The sequence below is a fragment of the Citrobacter koseri ATCC BAA-895 genome (assembly GCF_000018045.1).
Lineage (GTDB): Bacteria > Pseudomonadota > Gammaproteobacteria > Enterobacterales > Enterobacteriaceae > Citrobacter_B > Citrobacter_B koseri.
In genome coordinates this window covers 4,475,788-4,499,196 of sequence record NC_009792.1, presented here as the reverse complement: position 1 = coordinate 4,499,196, position 23,409 = coordinate 4,475,788, and the positions used below count along the sequence as shown (strand labels likewise).

The window sequence follows — 23,409 nt, the reverse complement described above, 5'->3', positions numbered from 1 at the left end:
CTTAATCTTGCTACTGATTTTCGCGACTCAGCATGATAAAAATGAAACACTGTTGTAAAAACGTGGTGACCTCCCATGCCCGAACCCGTCGCTGAACCGGCGCTTAGCGGATTGCGCCTCAATCTGCGTATCGTTTCTGTTGTGATTTTTAACTTCGCCAGTTATCTGACGATCGGTTTGCCGCTCGCAGTCCTGCCGGGCTATGTCCATGATGTGATGGGGTTTAGCGCCTTCTGGGCGGGGCTGGTCATAAGCTTACAATATTTTGCGACGCTCGTGAGCCGCCCTCATGCGGGGCGCTATGCTGACCTGCTGGGGCCGAAAAAGGTTGTCGTCTTTGGTTTGTGCGGCTGCTTTCTGAGCGGCCTGAGCTATCTCCTGGCGGGATTCGCCAGCGGCTGGCCGATTGCAAGCCTGCTGCTGTTATGCCTGGGGCGTGTCATTCTGGGTATTGGACAAAGCTTCGCCGGAACCGGATCAACGCTCTGGGGCGTAGGCGTGGTGGGGTCGCTGCATATTGGCCGGGTGATTTCGTGGAACGGTATTGTCACGTATGGCGCGATGGCGATGGGCGCCCCGCTTGGCGTGCTGTTTTACGCCTGGGGCGGGTTACAGGGGCTGGCGTTGACGATCATGGGCGTGGCGCTGCTGGCCGTGCTGTTTGCGCTCCCGCGCCCGGCGGTGAAAGCCAGTAAGGGCAAACCGCTGCCGTTTCGCGCTGTGCTTGGGCGCGTCTGGCTGTATGGAATGGCGCTGGCGCTGGCATCCGCGGGATTCGGCGTTATCGCCACCTTCATCACGCTGTTTTATGACGCGAAAGGGTGGGATGGCGCCGCCTTCGCGCTCACGCTGTTTAGCTGTGCGTTTGTGGGCGCCCGTTTATTGTTCCCCAATGGCATCAATCGGTTAGGCGGCTTAAACGTGGCGATGATCTGCTTTAGCGTGGAGATTATCGGGCTGCTGCTGGTGGGCGTTGCGCTGATGCCGTGGATGGCGAAAATTGGCGTGCTACTGGCGGGGGCGGGGTTCTCGCTGGTCTTCCCGGCGCTGGGCGTGGTAGCGGTAAAGGCGGTGCCGCAGCAGAATCAGGGGGCGGCGCTGGCGACCTATACGGTGTTTATGGATTTATCGTTGGGCGTGACCGGGCCGCTGGCGGGGCTGCTGATGACCTGGGCGGGCGTGCCGGTTATCTATCTGGCGGCGGCGGGTCTGGTGGCGATTGCGCTGTTGCTGACCTGGCGGTTAAAAAAACGGCCTCCGGCGGTATCGCAGGAGGCCGTGTCATCGTCTTAACCGTTACTGGATAACCAGCGTGTTAATGATGTTTTCAGCGGCGGTTTGCGCCTTCTGCTGATCGTCTGCTGGCAGCGTGATTTGCAGGGTCAGCAGTTGGTTATCCACTTTGCCCAGCAGTACGGAAGAGTACGCGGTCTGGCCTTTCGCAGAGATAATGCTGTCCAGCTGTTGCAGCGTGTGGCCTTTCAGCTCGATGGCTTTATTGGTCACGACCTGCAACTGCGGGTCGCGGCTGCGCTGTTGGTCTTCCAGACGTTTCGCCAGCACGGCGAGGTCTTCATTGGTGTTATCGCCAACAATCACGATCACCGCTTTCTGGCCTGTCGCGTCAGAGTAGACGTGCATATTATTGGCCTGAGTGCCCAGCTTGCCGCTCTGGTCGGTCATATCCGCTGGCAGTGAGAACGTCAGCTTACCGTCCAGCAGGCTGACAGGTTGTCCGGTTGCGTTGCTTTCCGTAGAGGTTCCCTCTGCCGGAGCATTGGTATCGTTGTTATCACAGGCCGCAAGCCCCATAACCAGCAGGCCAATACCGACATATTTAACCAGATTGCGCATTGACTTCTTCCTTTCGATAAACGGCCATAACGGCTCATTCATCCATCTTATCACAACTCGGAAAATGAACCTTTAACTCGTCTGCAATGCCGAGATTTCAGATTTATCTGCCAGCCTTTTCAGCAACATATTCAGCAATACGCCATACATCGGCAGGAAGAAAATAATGCTGATGAGCACCTTGAAGCAGTAATCGACAAGGGCGATTTCCATCCAGTGCTCGGCCATAAAGGCATCGGGGCTGCGCCAGAAAGCGATGAAGAAGAAGGCGAGGGTATCGCTGACGTTGCCAAACAGCGTGGAGGCCGTGGGGGCCATCCACCAGCGGCGGTTCTGGCGCAGGCGGTTAAAGACGTGTACATCCAGAATTTGGCCCAGCGCATACGCCATAAAGCTGGCGGTGGCGATACGCGCGACAAACAGGTTGAAGTGCAGCAGCGCGCCAAATCCCTGCCAGGAACCCATATAAAACAGTGATGAGATGACATAGGAGATGAGCAGCGCCGGGATCATCACCGCAAAGATTATCCGTCGTGCCAGCGGCGCGCCAAAAATGCGCACGGTCAGGTCGGTCGCGAGAAAAATAAAGGGAAAGCTAAAGGCGCCCCACGTCGTGTGGAACCCGAAAACAGAGATCGGAAGCTGTACCAGATAGTTACTGGAGGTGATCACCAGTAGGTGGAATAGCGATAGCCAGAACAACGCTTTTACGCGCTGTATTTGAGTAAAGGAGTTCATATTGTACCTTTTTGATCGATATTTGGGGTGAGGGAACCCAATAAAACCGCCGCATCATACTGCTTTGAAAACGTATTGCAATGGTTGTTTTTCACGCAATCGTTAACTTGATTTGCTTACGGGCAAACAGGGCGTAAACTACAGCCGTTTTTTTAGTGAATGAGACGAAGATGACCGATCTGTTTTCCTCCCCCGACCATACGCTTGATGCCCAGGGGCTACGCTGCCCGGAACCGGTAATGATGGTGCGTAAAACCGTGCGTAACATGCAAACGGGCGAAACGCTGCTGATTATTGCCGACGATCCGGCGACAACCCGCGATATTCCTGGCTTTTGTACGTTTATGGAACATGAGCTGATGGCGAAAGAGACGGATTCGCTGCCGTATCGCTATTTGCTGCGTAAAAAGCATTGAGTCTCAGCCGGATAAAACCGGCGTGACCGCTGCGACATTTTTAAACCATCGTTTCAATTTTTCCTGCTTTTTTGTGAAGCACTTCACCTTCATCTTTCAGGGCATCGGCTACGGTTTAAGCGTAAAAACTAAAACAATGTTTTAACGCTACCCTCTCAACCTCTGGAGCTGACCCGATGAAAGTGACTCTCAAGCCGCTCGCGGCTTCCCTGTGCCTGGCTACCGCGTCAATACTGTTTTCCCATTCCGTTTTCGCGCAGGTCATTAAAGCGGCGGATGTCCATCCGCAGGGCTATCCGAATGTCGTCGCCGTGCAGAAAATGGGCGAAAAACTCAAACAACAAACCGACGGTAAACTGGAAATTAAAGTGTTCCCGGGCGGCGTGCTGGGCGATGAAAAACAGATGATTGAACAGGCGCAAATCGGCGCGATTGATATGATTCGCGTATCGATGGCGCCGGTGGCGGCTATTCTGCCGGATATCGAAGTCTTTACGCTACCCTATGTGTTTCGCGACGAAGACCACATGCACAAAATTATTGATGGCGATATCGGGAAAAGCATTGGCGATAAGCTGACGAACAACCCGAAATCACGTCTGGTGTTTCTTGGCTGGATGGACTCCGGGACGCGCAACCTGATTACCAAAAACCCGGTGGAAAAGCCGGAAGATCTCCACGGTATGAAGATTCGCGTGCAGGGAAGCCCGGTGGCGCTGGATACGCTGAAAGACATGGGGGCGAACTCGGTGGCGATGGGGGTGAGCGAGGTGTTTAGCGGTATGCAGACCGGCGTGATTGACGGTGCGGAAAACAACCCGCCGACTTTTGTCGCGCATAACTACATGCCGGTTGCGAAGAATTACACCCTCAGCGGGCACTTTATCACCCCGGAAATGCTGCTCTATTCCAAAGTGAAGTGGGACAAGCTGACTGCGGATGAGCAGCAGAAGATCCTGACGCTGGCGCGCGAAGCGCAGTTTGAGCAGCGTAAATTGTGGGATGCCTACAACCAGGAGGCATTAGCGAAGATGAAGGCTGGCGGCGTGCAGTTCCACGAAATTGATAAAGCGTATTTCGTGAAGGCCACCGAGCCGGTGCGCGCGCAGTATGGCGAAAAACACCAGGCGTTGATGAAGGCGATTGCCGACGTGCAGTAAGCGCTTTCGCTTCGCCGGATGAGCAGGCCTGCGTGGGTTCGTGCCATGATCCCCGTAGGCCTGATAAGCCTGGCGCCATCAGACGACAATCTACCCTTTACGCAACAGCCGCAGCGCGTTGGCAGTCACCAGCACTGTCGCCCCGGTATCCGCCAGCACGGCCAGCCACAGACCGGTTATGCCGAGCAGCGTGGTGATGAGAAAGATCCCTTTCAGCCCCAGGGCAATCGCGATGTTCTGACGAATATTGGCGTGGGTGGCGCGCGCCAGCTGGATCATCTGTACCAGCCCGCGCAGGCGGTTATGCGTCAGGGCGGCGTCTGCCGTTTCCAGCGCGACATCCGTTCCGCTTCCCATCGCAATACCTATCGCGGCGGCTTTCATTGCGGGGGCGTCGTTAATGCCGTCACCCACCATCGCCAGCGGGGCGTGCTGATTGAGCGCTGTCACCGCCCGGACTTTATCTTCCGGCAGCAGGCCCGCTTTAAACGTCAGGCCCAGCTCTCCGGCAATGGCCGCTGCCGCGCGTGGGTTATCGCCGGTCAGGATCACGCCTTTCACCCCTAACTGATTAAGCTCGCCGATCGCGGTGCGGGCGTCATCGCGCAGCGTATCCTGTAGGGCGAGCACGCCGAGTACGTCGTCGTTGCGTAGCACCAGCACGACCGTCTGTCCGGCGCTTTCCAGTTCGCTGATTTGCCCGGCAAAGGCTTCCGCCGGGCGTTTGCCTGCGGCGCAAATCAGGATGCGCTCGCCGTTAACCTGAGCTTCGATACCCGAACCGACCAGCGCGCGCTGCTCCAGCGCTGGCGGAATGGTCAGCTCACGCGTCTGCGCTTCACGCACAATGGCCTGCGCCAGTGGGTGCGTCGCGCCTTGTTCCACCGCCGCCGCCAGCGCCAGCAGCTCCGCTTCGCCGATCCCGCTTGCCGGATGGATGGCGGTGACGCGCGGTTTCCCTACGGTCAGGGTACCGGTTTTATCGAACGCCACCTGAGTGACTCGGCCTAGCTGCTCCAGCGCTGCGCCGCCTTTAATCAACGCCCCGCGACGTGCCGCCGCCGCCAGCCCGGAGGTGATGGCCGCCGGGGTGGAAATGACCAGCGCACACGGGCAGCCAATCAGTAACAGCGTGAGTCCCTTATAAATCCACTCTTGCCAGGACGCGGCAAACAGCAGCGGCGGCACCAGCGTGACCAGCAGCGCGACGGCCATAATCACCGGGGTGTAAATCCGGCTGAAGCGGTCAATAAAACGCTCAATGGGCGCGCGGCGTTCTTCAGCTTCTTCAATCAGCTTCAGGATACGGTCAATCGCGCTGGCGCCCGGTTCTGACAGCACTTCCAGCGTAACGAGCCGATCCACGCTGGTGGCGCCGGCGGGGACTTTCTCGCCCGTTGAGCGCTCGACCGGAATCGACTCGCCGGTGAGCGCGCTCTCATCAAAACTGGCGAAACCGGAGACCAGCCTGCCGTCGGCGGGTAAGCGCCCACCTGCCGCCACTTCGATAATGTCGCCGGGTTGCAGGGTGTTGATCGCCACCTCTTCGCGCACGCCATCGCGCAGGCGCGTGGCGGTTTCCGGTTTGAGGGCCATCAGCGCGCTGACCCCTTTGCGGGCGCGGCTGGCGGCCCACCCTTCGAGGCGTTCGCCGATCAGAAATAACAGCAGCACCATCGCCGCTTCCGCCGTCGCGCCAATAAACAGCGCGCCAATCGCCGCCACGCTCATCAGCGTTTCGATGGCGAACCAGCTACCGGTTTTCATCAGGCGCAGCGCCTGACGGGCAATGGGATACAGGCCGACCAGCGTGGTGGCGATAAACGCCAGTTGGCCGAACGGATGGTTGAATTGCTCCAGCCCCCAGCTAATCGCCATCATAATGATGAGCGTGATCAGCGGCAGGTTTTCTTGCAGCCGGGATTCGCGCGCCTCTGCTGTGGCCTGTTCATCACGCAGGGTATAACCCGCCTTTTGTACGGCGCGTTCAACGTGTTGGCGGATATCGGCATTCGCATCCACCACCAGTTTCTCGGTGGCGAACAGCACCTGTACCTGATTGACGCCCCCGACCTGGCGCACGGCGTTTTCGACTTTACGGGCGCAGGCGGCGCAGTCCATACCGGCGACTTTCCAGGTGTAACGCGTCCCTTCGATGGTGTCGGGGACGAGAGCCTCCGTTGCGCAGGCGCCCTCACAGCAGCAGTCATCTATCTTCCGGGGGGCTGGCGCCAGTTTGAAGGATGAAAATTGTGGGACTTTTTTGCCATCAGTATCGGGTGTCAACATGGCATCCTCCGGTTGATGATAATTTTCTCATTAACCGGAGGATACACTCTGGAGTCGACTCCAGAGTCAAGCGTTATTAAAGATAAAGTGAGCGGACAATCAGGAAGTGCCCGGCAAAGTAGCAGGCGGCGGAAATAGCGTTATCCGCGCGGAAGCGGCAGCGGTAATGGCTGCCCAGCCAGACGATGTTGCCGAGGAATAACAACGATGCGCCCATAAAAGCAGAGAGCGCCGGGGCGGTCGGGCGGAAGAACCACAGTTCACCGGCCAGCCAGACCATCATGAGCGTCATGGCGATAAAGGTGCATATCGGCCAGCGCAGCTCTTCCAGACGCGTCCAGATCACTGCAATCAGCAACCCGCCCAACACCAGCAGCACTAACGGCAATGGCCAGAAGAACGACAGCGTCATCTGGCTGGCGAAATAGAGGGTGTACAGCAGGTGCGACAGGAAGAATGCGCCAATGGCGTACAGCAGACGTTGGCGCGGCAACAGCGTCAACGCATCGCCCAGCAACGAGGCGCACAGGCCCGCCAGCACAAGGTAGCTGATCGCGTCGAACATCGGCGCTTGCCAGGCGAGTAAAAGAAGGAGAATCAGGGTGAGAGGTTTAAAGACCCAGCGCTGCCACGCTGGCCCACGATACGATGCGTCCACAAATAGCCATGCGGAAAGACAGACAGCGATAAACGACCAAAGCATCTTAGTTCCTTGAATTCGTTATTTTTTCGCGAGCGGTATGCTCACGGCCCTGTTGTCCAGTGTAGAGGTCGGCGCAGGCAGATGACAACACCATAACGGGCAGGGTATGCTTATTTCCGCATTTTCTGATGGGTTAAAATGATGAGTAAACCACCACTTTTTTTCATTGTTATCATTGGCTTGATTGTTATCGCCGCGTCGTTTCGCTTTGTTTCGCAGCGGCGAGAAAAAGCCGATAACGATGCCGCGCCATTGCAGCAAAAGCAGGTAGTGGTGAGCAATAAGCGCGAAAAGCCGATCAACGAGCGGCGCTCGCGTCAGCAGCAGGTGACGCCAGCGGGCACCAGTATGCGTTATGAAGCTAGCTTTAAACCGCAACGCGGCGGGCTTGAGCAGACGTTTCGTCTGGATGCCCAACAGTACCATGCGTTAACGGTCGGGGATAAAGGCACGCTGAGCTACAAAGGTTCGCGGTTTGTCGATTTTGTCGCCCAGCCATAAGATTTCGCCCGATGGCGTGTTGCTTATCGGGCCTACGGTCTGAGGGGTTTGTAGGTCGGATAAGGCGCAGCCGCCATCCGGCAAAAGGTTATTTTTTAACGTTAAATTTCTTCTGCCACACCAGCAGCTCAAATACGCCGAACAGGAAAATGCGGATTTTCTCACCGGTGGTCATCTGCGGGCCATCTTTAGGCATAGTGCTTTTTAACAGCGCCAGCTGCATACCGTGCATCAGCACCATAAAGACCAGTGCGACGTTAACGAAGATGTTGAGCGGGCGTGGAAAGGGTTGGAAAATATTCAGTAGTAAAAATGCCCAGACGCACAGCATCAGCAGACGTCCCAGATTAATCAGCATCGCTTTCTCCTTGTGCTTCCCGTTGATACAGGCGGTATGCGACCTGCCCGGCCACTTTTTCACGATACAAAGACCAGTTTGCCGGGACGGGCGGCAGACCGTTTTCGACTTCGCTTTCAACGTAAATATACGCGTCATCAGCCAGCCAGCCGTGCGTTTCCAGCAGGCTTAACGTCTCTTCCAGCAGCCCTTTGCGAAACGGGGGATCGACAAACACCACGTTGTGCGGCGTACCGGTCTGCGCCAGAAAGGCCAGCGTATTGGCGTTGACCACGCGGGCGTTGCCTGCCTTTAGCGTAGCAAGATTCTTTTGTAACTGCTGTGACACGGCGCGATCCATCTCCAGCAACGTCGCGCCCGCCGCATAGCGGGAAAGCGCTTCCAGCCCCAGCGCGCCGCTTCCGGCGAAACAATCCAGACAGTGGGCGTCTACCATGACCGGCGCCAGCCAGTTAAACAGCGTCTCGCGAACCCGGTCGGTTGTCGGGCGCAGCCCTGGGCTGTCGGGAACCGGAAGTTTACGGCCCCGCCACTGTCCGCCAATAATGCGGATTTGACCGCTGCCAGAGTGATTCGGTTTTTTCATTTCTATTGCTCAATCCGCTGCTGACGTGTCATTCCAGGCGGTGATGTGAATTAAGTTAAGTGGTAGACTATTTCATCATTTTTTTAGCTTCCATGTATATAGCGCCAGATATTAACCGCGAGGAGTACAGTCGCAGATGGCAAAACAGAAAAAACGTGGCTTCTTTTCCTGGCTGGGCTTTGGTGAAAAAGAGCAGGAACAGGAACAAAAAACCGAAGAACAACAGCGTGTTGAAGAACAGTTAGCGCCAGAGACGCCGGTTGAGACGGCGGCAGACGCCGACGCGGAAACGCACGCCCACGGCAAGGCGGAGACCGACGCTTTCGCCGAAGCCGTGGTGAACGTCACCGAACAGGTTCAGGAAAGCGAAAAACCGCAGCCGGTTGAGCCAGAGCCTGTCGTAGAGCCTGTTGTTGACCCCGTGGTTGAAGAAGACATCGTTGAGCCGCAGGCGGTGGTGGAACATGAAGAACTGCCGCTGCCGGAAGAGGTGAACGTCGAAGAGACATCGCCTGAAGAGTGGCAGGCCGAAGCGGACACGGTAGAGATCGTGGAGGCGGTAGAAGAAGAGGCGCAAAACGAACCGCAACTGACCGACGAAGAACGGGAAGCGCAGGCGCTAGCGGTGGAAGCGGCGGAAGACGCGGTGGTTGTCGTGCCGGCGGCGGAAGAAGAGACGCCGGTTGAGGAGGTGATTCAGGAGCAAGAGAAGCCGACAAAAGAGGGTTTCTTTGCGCGTCTGAAACGTAGTCTTCTGAAAACAAAAGAAAATCTCGGTTCAGGATTTATCAGTCTGTTCCGTGGTAAGAAAATCGACGATGATCTGTTTGAAGAACTGGAAGAGCAGTTGCTGATTGCCGATGTGGGCGTGGAAACCACTCGCAAGATCATCGCTAACCTGACAGAGGGCGCCAGCCGCAAACAGCTGCATGACGCCGAAGCGCTGTATGGCCTGCTGAAAGACGAGATGGGCGATATCCTCGCAAAAGTTGACGAACCGCTTAATATTGAAGGCAAAACGCCATTTGTTATTCTGATGGTTGGCGTTAACGGCGTGGGGAAAACCACCACGATCGGTAAGCTGGCGCGTCAGTTCGAGCAGCAGGGCAAATCCGTGATGCTGGCGGCGGGGGATACCTTCCGTGCGGCGGCGGTAGAGCAGTTGCAGGTCTGGGGCCAGCGTAACAACATTCCGGTTATCGCCCAGCATACCGGCGCGGATTCCGCTTCCGTTATCTTTGACGCCATCCAGGCGGCGAAAGCGCGTAATGTGGATGTGCTGATTGCCGATACCGCAGGTCGCTTGCAGAACAAAGCGCACCTGATGGAAGAACTGAAAAAAATCGTTCGCGTGATGAAGAAACTCGACGAAGATGCGCCGCATGAAGTGATGCTGACCATCGACGCCAGCACCGGGCAGAATGCGATAAGCCAGGCCAAACTGTTCCATGAAGCGGTTGGCCTGACCGGTATCACCCTGACCAAGCTGGATGGCACGGCGAAGGGTGGGGTTATCTTCTCGGTTGCCGATCAGTTTGGCATTCCTATCCGCTATATTGGTGTGGGCGAACGTATCGAGGATTTACGTCCGTTTAAGGCGGACGATTTTATAGAGGCACTTTTTGCCCGAGAGGATTAACAATGATTCGCTTTGAACATGTCAGCAAGGCCTATCTCGGTGGGAGACAAGCGCTGCAAGGAGTCACATTCCACATGCAGCCAGGCGAGATGGCGTTTCTGACCGGTCACTCAGGCGCGGGGAAAAGTACCCTGCTGAAGCTTATCTGTGGGATTGAACGGCCGAGCGCCGGGAAAATCTTCTTCAGCGGGCATGACATTACGCGCCTGAAAAACCGTGAAGTGCCGTTTCTGCGTCGTCAGATCGGAATGATTTTCCAGGATCACCACCTGCTGATGGATCGTACGGTCTATGACAACGTGGCGATCCCGTTGATTATCGCTGGCGCCAGCGGGGACGACATCCGTCGTCGTGTGTCGGCGGCGCTGGATAAAGTCGGGCTGCTGGACAAAGCGAGGAATTTTCCCATTCAACTCTCTGGCGGTGAGCAGCAGCGCGTGGGGATTGCCCGTGCGGTGGTGAACAAGCCTGCGGTGCTGCTGGCGGATGAACCGACCGGGAACCTGGATGATGCCTTATCGGAAGGGATTTTACGTCTGTTTGAAGAGTTTAACCGCGTTGGGGTGACGGTATTGATGGCGACGCACGACATCGGGCTTATCTCCCGTCGTTCGTACCGTATGCTCACCCTGAGCGAAGGTCATTTGCATGGAGGCCTGGTCAGTGAATAAGCGTGACGCTATCAACCAAATCAGGCAGTTTGGCGGCAGACTGGACCGTTTTCGTAAATCTGGCGGTTCGTCCGGCGACGGCGGCCGCAATGCGCCGAGACGCGCAAAACCCTCGCCAAAGCCGAACTCGCGTAAAACCAACGTCTTTAACGAGCAGGTGCGCTATGCGTTCCAGGGCGCGTTACAGGATCTGAAAAGCAAGCCGCTGGCGACGTTTCTGACGGTGATGGTGATTGCCATCTCTCTGACGCTGCCAAGCGTCTGCTACATGGTCTATAAGAACGTCAACCAGGCGGCGACGCAGTACTATCCGTCCCCGCAGATCACCGTTTATCTGCAAAAGACGCTGGATGACGACGCGGCCGCCGGGGTGGTCGCACAGCTCCAGGCCGAGCAGGGGGTGGAGAAGGTCAACTATCTCTCCCGCGACGATGCATTGGGCGAGTTCCGCAACTGGTCTGGCTTTGGCGGCGCGCTGGACATGCTGGAAGAGAATCCGCTTCCGGCAGTGGCGGTGGTGATCCCGAAACTGGATTTCCAGGGAACGGAGTCGCTGAATACGCTACGCGATCGCATCTCGCAGATTAACGGCATTGATGAAGTGCGTATGGATGACAGCTGGTTTGCCCGTCTGGCGGCGCTGACCGGGCTGGTAGGGCGCGTTTCCGCGATGATCGGCGTGCTGATGGTGGCGGCGGTGTTCCTCGTCATCGGCAACAGCGTGCGCCTGAGCATTTTCGCCCGCCGTGACACCATCAACGTGCAGAAACTGATTGGCGCGACGGATGGATTTATCCTGCGACCGTTCCTGTACGGCGGCGCTCTGCTCGGTTTTTCAGGGGCATTTCTTTCACTGATTTTGTCAGAAATTTTGGTGATGCGCTTGTCGTCAGCGGTGACGGAAGTGGCGCAGGTTTTCGGCACGAAGTTTGATATCAATGGCTTATCGTTCGATGAGTGCCTGTTGCTGCTGCTGGTGTGCTCGATGATCGGCTGGGTTGCGGCGTGGCTTGCCACTGTGCAACATTTACGTCACTTTACTCCCGATTAATAAAAGCGTGGTATACTCTTTCCCTGCAATGAGTTCCCGTTCGCAGGGAAAGAGCATCAAAACATCTCATCCCCTGCCCACAGTGTTTTTTCATAGCGGTGTCACATTTTGTGCGTAATTTATTCACAACGTTGCATTGAACTTGTGGATAAAATCACTGTCTGATAAAAGAGTGAGTGCTATTCTCGTTGCTCATAAACGCTGGCACGTTTGTTGCTCATTTGCAGTGCCAGACGATATAAATTGAGAGGATTTGAATGACCAAAGAAATGCAAAATTTAGCTTTAGCCCCTGTTGGTAACCTGGAATCTTACATCCGGGCTGCAAACGCGTGGCCGATGTTATCGGCTGACGAAGAACGGGCACTGGCTGAAAAGCTGCATTACCAGGGCGATCTGGAAGCAGCTAAGACGCTGATTCTGTCTCACCTGCGCTTTGTTGTTCATGTTGCTCGTAACTATGCGGGCTATGGCCTGCCGCAGGCGGATCTGATTCAGGAAGGTAACATCGGCCTGATGAAAGCCGTGCGCCGTTTTAACCCGGAAGTGGGTGTGCGCCTGGTTTCTTTCGCCGTGCACTGGATCAAAGCGGAGATCCACGAATACGTATTGCGTAACTGGCGTATCGTTAAAGTCGCAACCACCAAAGCACAGCGTAAGCTGTTCTTTAACCTGCGTAAAACCAAGCAGCGTCTGGGCTGGTTTAATCAGGATGAAGTGGAAATGGTGGCGCGCGAACTGGGCGTAACCAGCAAAGACGTTCGCGAGATGGAATCCCGTATGGCGGCGCAGGACATGACGTTTGACATGTCTTCGGACGACGAGTCTGACAGCCAGCCGATGGCGCCAGTGCTGTATTTGCAGGATAAAACCTCTAACTTTGCCGACGGCATTGAAGAGGATAACTGGGAAGATCAGGCGGCAAACAAACTGACCCACGCAATGGAAGGTCTGGACGAGCGTAGCCAGGACATCATTCGCGCCCGTTGGCTGGACGAAGACAATAAGTCCACGCTACAGGAACTGGCCGACCGCTATGGCGTTTCTGCTGAACGTGTACGTCAGCTTGAAAAGAACGCGATGAAGAAACTGCGCGCCGCTATCGAAGCGTAATTTCCGCGAAGTGCCCGAAAAACCCTGGATGAGAATCCGGGGTTTTTTGTTTTACAGGCCGGATAAGGCACCGCCGCCATCCGGCAAACAGGCAAACATAAATGCCCGATGGCGTTTCGCTTATCAGGCTACGGGGATAACGCTTTTTTTCTCCCCCGCTCTGGCGAATTCTTCCCCCCTGGCAAACACTTACCGATGGGTTGTGCGCATCTTAGGGGGAGAAGGTGAAAAATAACGAACTGAATGAAAGACGGTTGCAGGCGACGCCGCGCGGCATCGGGGTGATGTGCGGTTTCTATGCCGACAGAGCGGAAAACGCCACGCTGTGGGATATTGAAGGCAATGAGGTGATTGATTTCGCCGCCGGAATTGCCGTGTTGAACACCGGGCACCGTCATCCAAAAGTCATCGCGGCAATTGAAAAACAGCTCCAGTCATTTACCCATACCGCGTATCAAATCGTGCCTTATGCAAGCTACGTTACGCTTGCCGAGCGTATTAACGAGCGCGTGCCGGTCAACGGCCCGGCGAAAACGGCTTTCTTCTCCACCGGCGCGGAGGCGGTCGAAAACGCGGTGAAAATTGCGCGCGCCTGTACCCGACGACCGGGGCTGATTACCTTTGGCGGCGCGTTTCACGGGCGAACCTTTATGACGATGGCGCTCACCGGTAAGGTCGCGCCCTACAAAATTGGCTTTGGGCCGTTCCCGGGATCGGTCTATCACGCGCAATATCCGAATCCTTTGCATGGCGTTACCACGGCGGATGCGCTGAACAGTCTCGAACGGATTTTTAAAGCCGATATTGCGCCGGACCAGGTGGCGGCCATTATCCTGGAACCGGTGCAGGGGGAAGGGGGCTTTAACGTCGCGCCAACGGATTTCATGCAGGCGCTGCGTACGTTATGCGATACCCACGGCATCTTGCTGATCGCCGATGAAGTGCAGACCGGTTTTGCCCGTACAGGCAAACTGTTTGCGATGGAACACTACGGCGTTCAGCCGGATCTCATCACGATGGCCAAAAGTCTGGCCGGCGGTATGCCGCTGTCGGCGGTATCCGGTCGCGCCGAGGTGATGGATGCGCCAGCGCCGGGCGGTCTTGGCGGCACCTACGCCGGAAACCCGCTGGCGGTGGCCGCCGCGCATGCGGTGCTTGATGTGATTGAAGAAGACGATCTCTGCACTCGCGCCACGCAGCTTGGTCAGCATCTGGTTGAGGTGTTGAACAAAGCGAAAGCCGCCTGCCCGTCCATTGCCGAGATCCGCGCGCAGGGCTCGATGGTGGCGGTAGAGTTTACCGATCCGCAAACCGGCCAGCCGTCCCCGGAATTTACCCGGCAGGTGCAGGATCGCGCATTGCAGGAGGGTCTGCTGCTGCTCAGCTGCGGTGTTTACGGCAACGTGATCCGCTTCCTCTATCCGCTGACGATCCCCGATGCGCAGTTCCGTAAAGCGCTGGAGATCATTACGCGTTCGCTGACACGATAAACCGACGCCGCCCGTTGCGGCGGCGCCCCGTTTTGTCATCAACTTGTTATCTGACTGTCAAATTAGCTATTCCAAAATCATAAAAATCGGGTATGTTTTAGCAGAGTATGCTGCTAAAGCACGGGTGGCTTACCATTAATTGAAATAAAGTGCTGAACAACAACATCACAACATACGTAATAACCACAATAATGGGGATTCTCAGGATGAATATGAAGGGTAAAGCGTTATTGGCAGGATGTATCGCCCTGTCTTTGAGCAATATGGCGTTTGCTAAGGATATCAAAGTGGCCGTTGTCGGCGCGATGTCCGGCCCGGTAGCGCAGTACGGCGATCAGGAATTTACCGGCGCGGAGCAGGCGATTGCCGATATCAACGCGAAAGGCGGCATCAAGGGCGATAAGCTGGTTGCCGTGAAATATGATGATGCCTGCGACCCGAAACAAGCGGTAGCCGTAGCCAACAAAGTGGTCAACGACGGCATTAAATATGTTATCGGCCACCTGTGCTCCTCATCCACGCAGCCTGCGTCTGATATCTATGAAGACGAAGGCATTCTGATGATTACCCCGGCTGCGACCGCACCGGAACTGACCGCGCGCGGTTATCAGCTGATCCTGCGCACCACCGGTCTGGACTCCGATCAGGGGCCGACGGCGGCGAAATATATTCTGGAAAGCGTGAAGCCGCAGCGCATCGCCATTATTCACGATAAGCAGCAGTACGGTGAAGGCCTGGCGCGCGCGGTGCAGGATGGCCTGAAAAAAGGCAACGCCAACGTGGTGTTCTTCGACGGGATTACCGCCGGCGAGAAAGATTTCTCCACCCTGGTGGCGCGCCTGAAGAAAGAGAACATCGACTTTGTGTACTATGGCGGCTATCACCCTGAGATGGGGCAGATCCTGCGCCAGGCTCGCGCTGCTGGCCTGAAAACGAAGTTTATGGGGCCGGAAGGGGTAGCGAACGTGTCGCTGTCTAACATTGCCGGTGAGTCTGCCGAGGGGATGCTGGTCACCAAGCCGAAGAACTACGATCAGGTTCCGGCGAACAAACCGATTGTAGACGCGATCAAAGCGAAGAAACAGGACCCAAGCGGCGCGTTTGTGTGGACCACCTACGCGGCGTTGCAGTCATTGCAGGCGGGTCTGAATCAGTCCGACGATCCGGCTGAAATCGCCAAATACCTGAAAGCGAATACCGTGGAAACCGTTATGGGGCCGTTGTCCTGGGATGAGAAGGGCGATCTGAAAGGCTTTGAGTTCGGCGTCTTTACCTGGCATGCCGACGGTACGGCAACCGACGCCAGGTAATTGAGTGCCGGGTGGCGGCTTCGCCTTACCCCCTGGAAAATTGCGTGAGAGTTGCGAAACACGTAGGCCGGATAAGCGTTAGCGCCATCCGGCTTTTTTATTACCGTTTTTCCCAGCCGTCCGCCTGCGCCGTAAACCCTAATGCCTGCATAAACGCCGCCATTACGCCTCGCTCTTCGACGCCGACATCTGCCATCCACCAGGCTGAAACGCCCGGATTATTGCGGATCACCTCTTCCACCAGATACTGCCCCACGCCGCGACGACGCGTGATCTCGCGAACCCGCAATGAATCCAGCGCGCCTTGCGTACCGCTTAGCGTTACCCGCACAGCGCCCAACAGACGCTCATTGAAACGCGCCGCGTAGATCCGGTGAGTATCATCTACGCTTAAAGACGAGGCGGAGTATTCCGGCCAGATTTTACCCAGATCGATGAGATCCTGGGCGCTAAAGTTTTCTAAACGAACGATGGTCAGCTTCATCGACAGCATGTCCAAATCACCAAAGAGAGAACCAGTGTACCGAAATAATGTGTTCCGACACTTTCTCTTTTTTATTTCATTTACCAGGCGATTAGTTTTTTGGCAACGATAAGTACAGTTTGAAACATCAGAGAATGAAAAACAGGCAGGATAATCCCCTGGAAGGCAGCGTTTTATTCCGCCCTTTGTACCGTTATTTTATGCTGACAAGTGCGCTTTTTTTTGTTTATCTATAGCTGAAATCAGAATATTATCTTTTCTTAATCGACTGAAAAATAGAGTGTTTACTCTGATTTTGCATAAAAAACTGTGCTAAACCATTAATGCAACAGGTAAAAATAGCATAGTTCAAAAAAAGCACAGTCTGCTTTTTAACCACATAAATACAAAATATATACACAAAATCATTCAAGGTGCATCAAGGCGGTAAGAGCGTGAATCCCCAGGTGCTTACATAAGTTAGTGACTGGGGTGAACGCACGTAGCCAACACCGGGGCAGCGTGAAGGATGAAGTGTAATAACGTCACGAATGGGGATTCAGTAAATGAAACGGAATGCGAAAACGATCATCGCAGGAGTGGTTGCACTGGCGATGTCGCATACGGCAATGGCGGACGATATTAAAGTCGCCGTTGTCGGGGCGATGTCCGGCCCGGTAGCGCAGTGGGGCGATATGGAATTTAACGGCGCGCGTCAGGCCATTAAAGACATCAACGCCAAAGGCGGCATCAAAGGCGATAAGCTGGTGGGCGTTGAGTATGACGACGCCTGTGACCCGAAACAGGCTGTCGCGGTGGCGAACAAAATCGTCAACGACGGCATTCAGTACGTTATCGGCCACCTGTGCTCCTCTTCCACACAGCCCGCGTCTGATATCTATGAAGATGAAGGCATCCTGATGATCTCCCCGGGCGCCACAAACCCGGAGCTGACGCAGCGCGGCTACGAACACATCATGCGTACGGCGGGCCTGGACTCCTCCCAGGGGCCAACGGCGGCGAAATACATTCTTGAGAAAGTGAAGCCGCAGCGTATCGCCATTATTCACGATAAGCAGCAGTACGGTGAAGGTCTGGCGCGTTCCGTACAGGACAGCCTGAAAGCGGGCAACGCCAATATCGTGTTCTTTGACGGGATTACCGCTGGCGAGAAAGACTTTTCCGCACTAATTGCCCGCCTGCAAAAAGAGAATATCGACTTCGTTTATTACGGCGGTTACTACCCGGAAATGGGCCAGATGCTGCGCCAGGCGCGCGCTATCGGCCTGAAAACCCAGTTTATGGGGCCAGAGGGCGTGGGCAATGCCTCACTGTCCAACATTGCTGGCGCGGCGGCAGAAGGCATGCTGGTGACGATGCCAAAACGCTATGACCAGGACCCGGCGAACAAAGGCATTGTCGATGCCCTTAAAGCCGACAAAAAAGATCCTACCGGCCCTTACGTGTGGATCACTTACGCTGCGGTGCAGTCGCTGGCAACCGCAATGGATCGTACCGGCAGCAAAGCGCCGCTCGATCTGGTGAAAGATCTGAAAGCACACGGGGCTGATACCGTGATTGGGCCGCTGAACTGGGATGAAAAAGGCGATCTGAAGGGATTTGAGTTTGGTGTCTTCCAGTGGCATGCCGACGGCTCATCGACCGTTGCCAAATAACGCCTGAAGACAAGTTATCCCTCCGCCCGCGCAAAACGGGCGGGTTGAGAAAGGTTACCTTATGTCCGAGCAGTTTCTCTATTTCTTGCAGCAGATGTTTAACGGCGTCACGCTGGGAAGCACTTATGCGCTGATCGCTATCGGCTATACGATGGTTTACGGCATTATCGGCATGATCAACTTCGCCCACGGCGAGGTCTATATGATCGGCAGCTATGTCTCTTTCATGATCATCGCCGCGCTGATGATGATGGGCATTGATACCAGCTGGCTGCTGGTCGCCGCCGGGTTCGTCGGGGCTATCATTATCGCCAGCGCCTATGGCTGGAGTATTGAACGGGTGGCCTATCGGCCAGTGCGCAGTTCCAAGCGACTGATTGCGCTCATCTCCGCGATCGGGATGTCTATTTTCCTGCAAAACTACGTCAGTCTTACCGAAGGTTCGCGTGACGTGGCGCTCCCCAGTTTGTTTAACGGCCAGTGGATTATCGGCAGCAGCGAGAACTTCGCCGCCAGCATTACCACCATGCAGTTGGTCATCTGGATCGTCACTTTCCTGGCGATGCTGGCGCTGACGCTGTTCATCCGTTACTCCCGTATGGGACGCGCCTGCCGCGCCTGTGCGGAAGACCTGAAAATGGCGAGTCTGCTGGGCATTAATACCGACCGCGTGATTGCGCTGACCTTTGTGATTGGCGCGGCGATGGCGGCGGTGGCGGGCGTGCTGCTCGGTCAGTTCTATGGCGTTATCAACCCGTATATTGGCTTTATGGCCGGGATGAAGGCCTTCACCGCCGCGGTGCTTGGCGGCATCGGCAGCATTCCTGGCGCGATGATTGGCGGCCTGATTCTGGGCGTCGCCGAAGCGCTCTCCTCTGCGTACCTGAGTACCGAATATAAAGATGTGGTGTCGTTTGCGCTGCTGATTCTGGTGCTGCTGGTCATGCCGACCGGTATCCTGGGCCGCCCGGAGGTAGAGAAAGTATGAAACCGATGCATTTTGCGATGGCGCTGCTCTCTGCCGCCATGTTCTTCGTACTGGCGGGCGTCTTTATGGGCGTTCAACTGGAACTCGATGGCACCAAACTGGTGGTGGGGACTGCTGCGGATATTCGCTGGCAGTGGGTGTTTATCGGTACTGCCGTGGTCTTTTTCTTCCAGTTGCTGCGACCGATTTTCCAGAAAAGCCTGAAGGGCATTTCTGGGCCTAAATTTGTTCTGCCAGCGATTGATGGCTCAACCGTGAAGCAGAAGCTGTTCCTGATTGCGCTGCTGGTCATCGCCGTTGTGTGGCCGTTTATGGTGTCGCGCGGCACCGTTGATATCGCCACGCTGACCATGATTTATATCATCCTCGGTCTTGGGCTGAACGTGGTGGTGGGGCTGTCTGGTCTGCTGGTGCTGGGCTACGGCGGTTTCTACGCCATTGGCGCGTATACCTTCGCGTTGCTGAACCACTATTACGGTCTGGGGTTCTGGACCTGCCTGCCGCTGGCGGGGCTGGTTGCGGCGGCGGCGGGCTTCCTGCTCGGCTTCCCGGTATTGCGCCTGCGCGGCGACTACCTGGCGATTGTGACCTTAGGCTTTGGCGAGATTGTGCGCATCCTGCTGCTCAATAACACCGAAGTGACCGGCGGGCCGAACGGTATCAGCCAGATCCCGAAACCGACATTCTTCGGTCTGGAGTTCAGCCGTACCGCCCGTGAAGGCGGCTGGGATACCTTCAGCAACTTCTTCGGCGTGAAATACGATCCATCCGACCGCGTGATTTGGCTTTACCTGGTGGCGTTGCTGCTGGTCGTCTTCTCGCTGTTTGTGATCAACCGTCTGCTGCGTATGCCGCTGGGGCGGGCATGGGAAGCGCTGCGTGAAGATGAAATTGCCTGCCGTTCATTAGGCTTAAGCCCGACGCGCATTAAGCTGACGGCGTTTACCATCAGCGCCGCGTTTGCGGGGTTCGCCGGAACGCTGTTCGCCGCGCGCCAGGGCTTTGTCAGCCCGGAGTCGTTCACCTTTGCCGAATCCGCTTTTGTACTGGCGATTGTGGTGCTTGGCGGCATGGGTTCGCAGTTCGCGGTTATTCTCGCCGCTATCCTGCTGGTGGTATCGCGCGAGCTAATGCGTGACTTCAACGAATACAGCATGTTGATGCTCGGTGGTTTGATGGTACTGATGATGATCTGGCGTCCGCAGGGCTTGCTGCCGATGACCCGTCCGCAGTTGAAACTGAAAAACGGGGAAGCGAAAGGAGAGCAGGCATGAGTCAGCCATTATTATCCGTTAACGGCCTGATGATGCGCTTTGGCGGTCTGCTGGCGGTAAACAACGTTGAACTGGAGTTGCATCCACGCGAAATCGTCTCATTGATCGGGCCAAACGGCGCCGGGAAAACCACGGTCTTTAACTGCCTGACCGGTTTCTATAAACCGACCGGCGGCACCATTATGCTGCGCGATCAGCATCTGGAAGGGCTGCCGGGTCAGCAGATTGCCCGTATGGGCGTGGTGCGTACCTTCCAGCACGTCCGCCTGTTCCGTGAGATGACGGTGATTGAAAACCTGCTGGTTGCGCAACATCAGCAGTTGAAAACCGGCGTCTTTTCGGGTCTGTTGAAGACTCGGGCGTTCCGTCGGGCGCAGAGTGAAGCGCTCGATCGTGCCGCCACCTGGCTGGAGCGTATCGGCCTGCTGGAGCACGCCAACCGCCAGGCCAGCAACCTGGCCTACGGCGACCAGCGTCGTCTGGAGATCGCCCGCTGCATGGTGACGCAGCCGGAGATCCTGATGCTGGATGAACCGGCGGCGGGTCTGAACCCGAAAGAGACCAAAGAGCTGGACGAATTAATTGCGGAGCTGCGTAATCATCACAACACCACCATTCTGCTGATTGAGCATGATATGAAGCTGGTGATGGGGATTTCCGATCGCATTTACGTGGTGAACCAGGGAACGCCGCTGGCGAACGGGACGCCGGAAGAAGTTCGCAACAACCCGGACGTGATCCGCGCCTATTTAGGTGAAGCATAATGGTGGTGACGCATAAGATGGAAAAAGTCATGTTGTCCTTTGACAAAGTCAGTGCCCACTACGGCAAAATCCAGGCGCTGCACGAGGTGAGCCTGCATATTCGTCAGGGAGAAATCGTCACCCTGATTGGCGCCAACGGCGCGGGTAAAACCACGCTGCTCGGCACGTTATGCGGCGATCCGCGCGCCACCAGCGGTCGGATTGTGTTTGATGGTAAAGACATTACCGACTGGCAGACGGCGAAAATCATGCGTGAAGCGGTGGCGATTGTCCCGGAAGGGCGTCGCGTTTTTTCTCGTATGACGGTAGAAGAGAACCTGGCGATGGGCGGTTTTTTCGCCGAGCGCGACCAGTTTCAGGAGCGCATTAAGTGGGTTTACGCGCTGTTCCCGCGTTTGCATGAGCGTCGTATCCAGCGTGCGGGCACCATGTCCGGCGGTGAACAGCAGATGCTGGCGATTGGTCGTGCATTGATGAGCCAGCCGCGTTTGCTGCTGCTGGATGAACCGTCCCTGGGTCTGGCGCCGATCATTATCCAGCAGATTTTCGATACCATCGAACAGCTGCGCGAGCAGGGAATGACCATCTTCCTCGTCGAGCAGAACGCGAATCAGGCGCTGAAGCTGGCGGATCGCGGCTACGTGCTGGAAAACGGTCATGTGGTGCTGGAAGATACCGGCGATGCGTTGCTGGCCAACGAAGCGGTGCGCAGCGCATACCTCGGAGGCTAAACCATCTGTGTGCCCGGTGGCGCTACGCTTACCGGGCCTACTCGATCCTGTAGGCCGGGTAAGGCGAAGCCGCCACCCGGCTTTTTGTTTCTTCCATATTATCTTCACCATTCCATCATCTTCTTATCATCCTGCTGACGTTTGGCTGTCATTTATTTGTAACTAAAAAGTTATTTTTCTGTCATTCGCGCATGTCATGTTACCTCGCGAGCATAAAACGCGTGATATCGCGCATCCGGCACAACAAGAGAGATAAGCGAATGACATCGTTACGACATACAGCGTTAGGACTGGCGTTAAGCCTGGCATTCGTGGGAAACGCCATGGCCGTTACCACCATTCCATTCTGGCATTCTATGGAAGGCGAGCTGGGGAAAGAGGTTGATTCTCTGGCGCAACGTTTCAATGCGGCCAATCCTGATTACAAGATTGTGCCGGTGTATAAGGGCAACTATGAACAGAGCCTGAGCGCAGGTATCGCCGCGTTTCGTACCGGTAACGCTCCGGCGCTGTTGCAGGTTTATGAAGTCGGCACCGCGACCATGATGGCGTCGAAAGCGATTAAACCGGTCTATGAAGTGTTCAGCGACGCGGGCATCAGTTTCGATGAGTCGCAGTTTGTACCGACGGTGTCCGGTTACTACACCGATTCCAAAAGCGGACATCTGTTGTCCCAGCCGTTTAACAGCTCCACACCGGTGCTGTACTACAACAAAGACGCTTTCAAAAAAGCCGGTTTAGATCCAGAGCAGCCGCCGAAAACCTGGCAGGATCTGGCGGAGTACACCGCAAAGCTGAAGGCGGCGGGAATGAAGTGCGGCTACGCCAGCGGCTGGCAGGGCTGGATTCAGATTGAAAACTTCAGCGCCTGGCACGGCCTGCCGGTCGCTACCCAAAATAACGGCTTTGACGGTACTGACGCGGTGCTGGAATTTAACAAGCCGGAGCAGGTGAAACATATCGCGCTGCTGGAAGAACTGAACAAGAAGGGTGATTTCAGCTACTTCGGGCGTAAAGACGAATCCACTGAGAAGTTCTACAACGGCGATTGCGCCATCACCACTGCCTCTTCCGGTTCTCTGGCGGATATCCGCCACTACGCCAAATTTAATTACGGCGTAGGCATGATGCCTTATGACGCGGATGCCAAAGATGCGCCGCAAAACGCCATTATCGGCGGGGCGAGCCTGTGGGTGATGCAGGGTAAAGACAAAGAGACCTACACCGGCGTGGCGAAATTCCTCGACTTCCTGGCGAAGCCGGAAAATGCTGCTGAATGGCATCAGAAAACCGGCTATCTGCCGATCACCAAAGCGGCTTACGACCTGACCCGCGAGCAGGGATTCTATGACAAGAACCCCGGTGCGGATATTGCCACGCGCCAGATGCTGAACAAGCCGCCGTTGCCGTTCACCAAAGGTCTGCGTCTGGGCAACATGCCGCAGATCCGCACCATTGTGGATGAGGAACTGGAAAGCGTGTGGACCGGGAAGAAATCCCCGCAGCAGGCGCTGGATGCCGCCGTTGAGCGTGGTAATCAGCTGCTGCGTCGCTTTGAGCAGTCAACGAAATCGTAACGCATGATATGCCCGGAGGCGCTGCGCTTACCGGGCCTACAAGACCGTAGGCCGGGTA

The 23,409-nt window shown here is 56.0% G+C and carries 23 protein-coding genes; 16 read left to right on the top strand and 7 right to left on the bottom strand.

The features are described from left to right. The first annotated feature begins 75 nt into the window (after positions 1-75). Positions 76-1,293, top strand: a complete 1,218-nt coding sequence (locus tag CKO_RS20905) for an MFS transporter (RefSeq protein ID WP_012135588.1) — start codon at positions 76-78, stop codon at positions 1,291-1,293. A gap of 3 nt (positions 1,294-1,296) precedes the next feature. Here CKO_RS20905 and CKO_RS20900 read toward each other — a convergent pair whose 3' ends face one another. Further along, positions 1,297-1,854 (bottom strand): DcrB family lipoprotein, encoded by a 558-nt coding sequence (locus CKO_RS20900; protein WP_024131033.1) that lies wholly within the window; start codon positions 1,852-1,854, stop codon positions 1,297-1,299. A gap of 72 nt (positions 1,855-1,926) precedes the next feature. Further along, positions 1,927-2,592, bottom strand: coding sequence for a 7-cyano-7-deazaguanine/7-aminomethyl-7-deazaguanine transporter (locus CKO_RS20895; RefSeq protein WP_012135586.1), 666 nt, complete (start codon positions 2,590-2,592; stop codon positions 1,927-1,929). Between the two features lie 170 nt (positions 2,593-2,762). Between CKO_RS20895 and tusA the strand changes: the two genes are divergently transcribed. Then, positions 2,763-3,008 carry a sulfurtransferase TusA gene (gene tusA / locus CKO_RS20890; protein WP_012135585.1) on the top strand — a complete coding sequence of 82 codons (246 nt, stop codon included), beginning with the start codon at positions 2,763-2,765 and terminating at the stop codon, positions 3,006-3,008. A 176-nt stretch (positions 3,009-3,184) separates the two neighbouring features. Beyond that, the gene (locus tag CKO_RS20885) at positions 3,185-4,168 is read left to right on the top strand and encodes a TRAP transporter substrate-binding protein (protein WP_012135584.1); all 984 of its coding nucleotides are present in this window, start codon (positions 3,185-3,187) and stop codon (positions 4,166-4,168) included. 90 nt (positions 4,169-4,258) lie between these two features. On the opposite strand, the gene zntA is transcribed toward CKO_RS20885, so the two are convergent. Next, the gene (zntA, locus tag CKO_RS20880; protein WP_012135583.1) at positions 4,259-6,457 is read right to left on the bottom strand and encodes a Zn(II)/Cd(II)/Pb(II) translocating P-type ATPase ZntA; all 2,199 of its coding nucleotides are present in this window, start codon (positions 6,455-6,457) and stop codon (positions 4,259-4,261) included. Between the two features lie 76 nt (positions 6,458-6,533). Further along, complete coding sequence (locus CKO_RS20875; protein ID WP_012135582.1) at positions 6,534-7,160, bottom strand: lysoplasmalogenase; 627 nt, start codon at positions 7,158-7,160, stop codon at positions 6,534-6,536. 141 nt (positions 7,161-7,301) lie between these two features. On the opposite strand from CKO_RS20875, the gene CKO_RS20870 reads away from it, so the two are divergent. Continuing rightward, positions 7,302-7,661 carry a DUF2500 domain-containing protein gene (locus CKO_RS20870; protein ID WP_024131032.1) on the top strand — a complete coding sequence of 120 codons (360 nt, stop codon included), beginning with the start codon at positions 7,302-7,304 and terminating at the stop codon, positions 7,659-7,661. Positions 7,662-7,749: 88 nt separating this feature from the next. Here CKO_RS20870 and CKO_RS20865 read toward each other — a convergent pair whose 3' ends face one another. Beyond that, positions 7,750-8,019 (bottom strand): DUF1145 family protein, encoded by a 270-nt coding sequence (locus CKO_RS20865; protein WP_012135579.1) that lies wholly within the window; start codon positions 8,017-8,019, stop codon positions 7,750-7,752. Continuing rightward, complete coding sequence (gene rsmD / locus CKO_RS20860) at positions 8,009-8,605, bottom strand: 16S rRNA (guanine(966)-N(2))-methyltransferase (RefSeq protein WP_012135578.1); 597 nt, start codon at positions 8,603-8,605, stop codon at positions 8,009-8,011. Before rsmD ends, CKO_RS20865 begins: the two co-directional genes overlap by 11 nt. A gap of 136 nt (positions 8,606-8,741) precedes the next feature. On the opposite strand from rsmD, the gene ftsY reads away from it, so the two are divergent. The 6 genes from ftsY (at position 8,742) to livJ (ending at position 15,878) form a co-directional block, all read left to right on the top strand. Continuing rightward, positions 8,742-10,244 (top strand): signal recognition particle-docking protein FtsY, encoded by a 1,503-nt coding sequence (ftsY, locus tag CKO_RS20855; RefSeq protein WP_012135576.1) that lies wholly within the window; start codon positions 8,742-8,744, stop codon positions 10,242-10,244. Positions 10,245-10,246: 2 nt separating this feature from the next. Further along, positions 10,247-10,915, top strand: coding sequence for a cell division ATP-binding protein FtsE (gene ftsE, locus CKO_RS20850; RefSeq protein WP_012135575.1), 669 nt, complete (start codon positions 10,247-10,249; stop codon positions 10,913-10,915). Continuing rightward, complete coding sequence (gene ftsX, locus CKO_RS20845) at positions 10,908-11,966, top strand: permease-like cell division protein FtsX (RefSeq protein ID WP_024131031.1); 1,059 nt, start codon at positions 10,908-10,910, stop codon at positions 11,964-11,966. The genes ftsE and ftsX overlap by 8 nt, the downstream gene beginning before the upstream one ends. Positions 11,967-12,223: 257 nt before the next feature. Next, positions 12,224-13,078 carry an RNA polymerase sigma factor RpoH gene (rpoH, locus tag CKO_RS20840; protein ID WP_012135571.1) on the top strand — a complete coding sequence of 285 codons (855 nt, stop codon included), beginning with the start codon at positions 12,224-12,226 and terminating at the stop codon, positions 13,076-13,078. A 224-nt stretch (positions 13,079-13,302) separates the two neighbouring features. After that, the gene (locus tag CKO_RS20835; RefSeq protein ID WP_012135569.1) at positions 13,303-14,568 is read left to right on the top strand and encodes a 4-aminobutyrate--2-oxoglutarate transaminase; all 1,266 of its coding nucleotides are present in this window, start codon (positions 13,303-13,305) and stop codon (positions 14,566-14,568) included. 206 nt (positions 14,569-14,774) lie between these two features. Further along, on the top strand, positions 14,775-15,878 hold the full coding sequence (gene livJ, locus CKO_RS20830; RefSeq protein ID WP_024131030.1) for a branched chain amino acid ABC transporter substrate-binding protein LivJ: 1,104 nt from the start codon (positions 14,775-14,777) through the stop codon (positions 15,876-15,878). A gap of 100 nt (positions 15,879-15,978) precedes the next feature. Here livJ and panM read toward each other — a convergent pair whose 3' ends face one another. Beyond that, entirely contained in the window at positions 15,979-16,362 is a 384-nt protein-coding gene (gene panM / locus CKO_RS20825) for an aspartate 1-decarboxylase autocleavage activator PanM (RefSeq protein WP_024131029.1), read from the bottom strand. 545 nt (positions 16,363-16,907) lie between these two features. On the opposite strand from panM, the gene livK reads away from it, so the two are divergent. The 6 genes from livK to ugpB all read left to right on the top strand — a co-directional run bounded on the left by livK (position 16,908) and on the right by ugpB (position 23,351). Beyond that, a complete protein-coding gene (livK, locus tag CKO_RS20820; protein ID WP_012135565.1) occupies positions 16,908-18,017 on the top strand; it encodes a high-affinity branched-chain amino acid ABC transporter substrate-binding protein LivK in 1,110 nt (369 codons plus the stop codon). Positions 18,018-18,078: 61 nt separating this feature from the next. Beyond that, positions 18,079-19,005 carry a high-affinity branched-chain amino acid ABC transporter permease LivH gene (gene livH / locus CKO_RS20815; protein WP_012135564.1) on the top strand — a complete coding sequence of 309 codons (927 nt, stop codon included), beginning with the start codon at positions 18,079-18,081 and terminating at the stop codon, positions 19,003-19,005. Next, positions 19,002-20,279, top strand: a complete 1,278-nt coding sequence (livM, locus tag CKO_RS20810) for a branched chain amino acid ABC transporter permease LivM (protein ID WP_012135563.1) — start codon at positions 19,002-19,004, stop codon at positions 20,277-20,279. Before livH ends, livM begins: the two co-directional genes overlap by 4 nt. Further along, on the top strand, positions 20,276-21,043 hold the full coding sequence (gene livG / locus CKO_RS20805) for a high-affinity branched-chain amino acid ABC transporter ATP-binding protein LivG (protein WP_012135562.1): 768 nt from the start codon (positions 20,276-20,278) through the stop codon (positions 21,041-21,043). Before livM ends, livG begins: the two co-directional genes overlap by 4 nt. A 17-nt stretch (positions 21,044-21,060) precedes the next feature. Further along, positions 21,061-21,774, top strand: a complete 714-nt coding sequence (gene livF / locus CKO_RS20800; RefSeq protein WP_047463875.1) for a high-affinity branched-chain amino acid ABC transporter ATP-binding protein LivF — start codon at positions 21,061-21,063, stop codon at positions 21,772-21,774. Positions 21,775-22,034: 260 nt separating this feature from the next. After that, positions 22,035-23,351, top strand: coding sequence for a sn-glycerol-3-phosphate ABC transporter substrate-binding protein UgpB (ugpB, locus tag CKO_RS20795; RefSeq protein ID WP_024131025.1), 1,317 nt, complete (start codon positions 22,035-22,037; stop codon positions 23,349-23,351). Positions 23,352-23,409 lie beyond the last annotated feature (58 nt).

Bases quoted from the DNA above. Each gene is read 5' to 3' on its own strand.
- CKO_RS20905 (WP_012135588.1), top strand. From the start codon at position 76: ATGCCCGAACCCGTCGCTGAACCGGCGCTTAGCGGATTGCGCCTCAAT.
- CKO_RS20900 (WP_024131033.1), bottom strand. From the start codon at position 1,854: ATGCGCAATCTGGTTAAATATGTCGGTATTGGCCTGCTGGTTATGGGG.
- CKO_RS20895 (WP_012135586.1), bottom strand. From the start codon at position 2,592: ATGAACTCCTTTACTCAAATACAGCGCGTAAAAGCGTTGTTCTGGCTA.
- tusA (WP_012135585.1), top strand. From the start codon at position 2,763: ATGACCGATCTGTTTTCCTCCCCCGACCATACGCTTGATGCCCAGGGG.
- CKO_RS20885 (WP_012135584.1), top strand. From the start codon at position 3,185: ATGAAAGTGACTCTCAAGCCGCTCGCGGCTTCCCTGTGCCTGGCTACC.
- zntA (WP_012135583.1), bottom strand. From the start codon at position 6,457: ATGTTGACACCCGATACTGATGGCAAAAAAGTCCCACAATTTTCATCC.
- CKO_RS20875 (WP_012135582.1), bottom strand. From the start codon at position 7,160: ATGCTTTGGTCGTTTATCGCTGTCTGTCTTTCCGCATGGCTATTTGTG.
- CKO_RS20870 (WP_024131032.1), top strand. From the start codon at position 7,302: ATGAGTAAACCACCACTTTTTTTCATTGTTATCATTGGCTTGATTGTT.
- CKO_RS20865 (WP_012135579.1), bottom strand. From the start codon at position 8,019: ATGCTGATTAATCTGGGACGTCTGCTGATGCTGTGCGTCTGGGCATTT.
- rsmD (WP_012135578.1), bottom strand. From the start codon at position 8,605: ATGAAAAAACCGAATCACTCTGGCAGCGGTCAAATCCGCATTATTGGC.
- ftsY (WP_012135576.1), top strand. From the start codon at position 8,742: ATGGCAAAACAGAAAAAACGTGGCTTCTTTTCCTGGCTGGGCTTTGGT.
- ftsE (WP_012135575.1), top strand. From the start codon at position 10,247: ATGATTCGCTTTGAACATGTCAGCAAGGCCTATCTCGGTGGGAGACAA.
- rpoH (WP_012135571.1), top strand. From the start codon at position 12,224: ATGACCAAAGAAATGCAAAATTTAGCTTTAGCCCCTGTTGGTAACCTG.
- livJ (WP_024131030.1), top strand. From the start codon at position 14,775: ATGAATATGAAGGGTAAAGCGTTATTGGCAGGATGTATCGCCCTGTCT.
- panM (WP_024131029.1), bottom strand. From the start codon at position 16,362: ATGAAGCTGACCATCGTTCGTTTAGAAAACTTTAGCGCCCAGGATCTC.
- livK (WP_012135565.1), top strand. From the start codon at position 16,908: ATGAAACGGAATGCGAAAACGATCATCGCAGGAGTGGTTGCACTGGCG.
- livH (WP_012135564.1), top strand. From the start codon at position 18,079: ATGTCCGAGCAGTTTCTCTATTTCTTGCAGCAGATGTTTAACGGCGTC.
- livM (WP_012135563.1), top strand. From the start codon at position 19,002: ATGAAACCGATGCATTTTGCGATGGCGCTGCTCTCTGCCGCCATGTTC.
- livG (WP_012135562.1), top strand. From the start codon at position 20,276: ATGAGTCAGCCATTATTATCCGTTAACGGCCTGATGATGCGCTTTGGC.
- livF (WP_047463875.1), top strand. From the start codon at position 21,061: ATGGAAAAAGTCATGTTGTCCTTTGACAAAGTCAGTGCCCACTACGGC.
- ugpB (WP_024131025.1), top strand. From the start codon at position 22,035: ATGACATCGTTACGACATACAGCGTTAGGACTGGCGTTAAGCCTGGCA.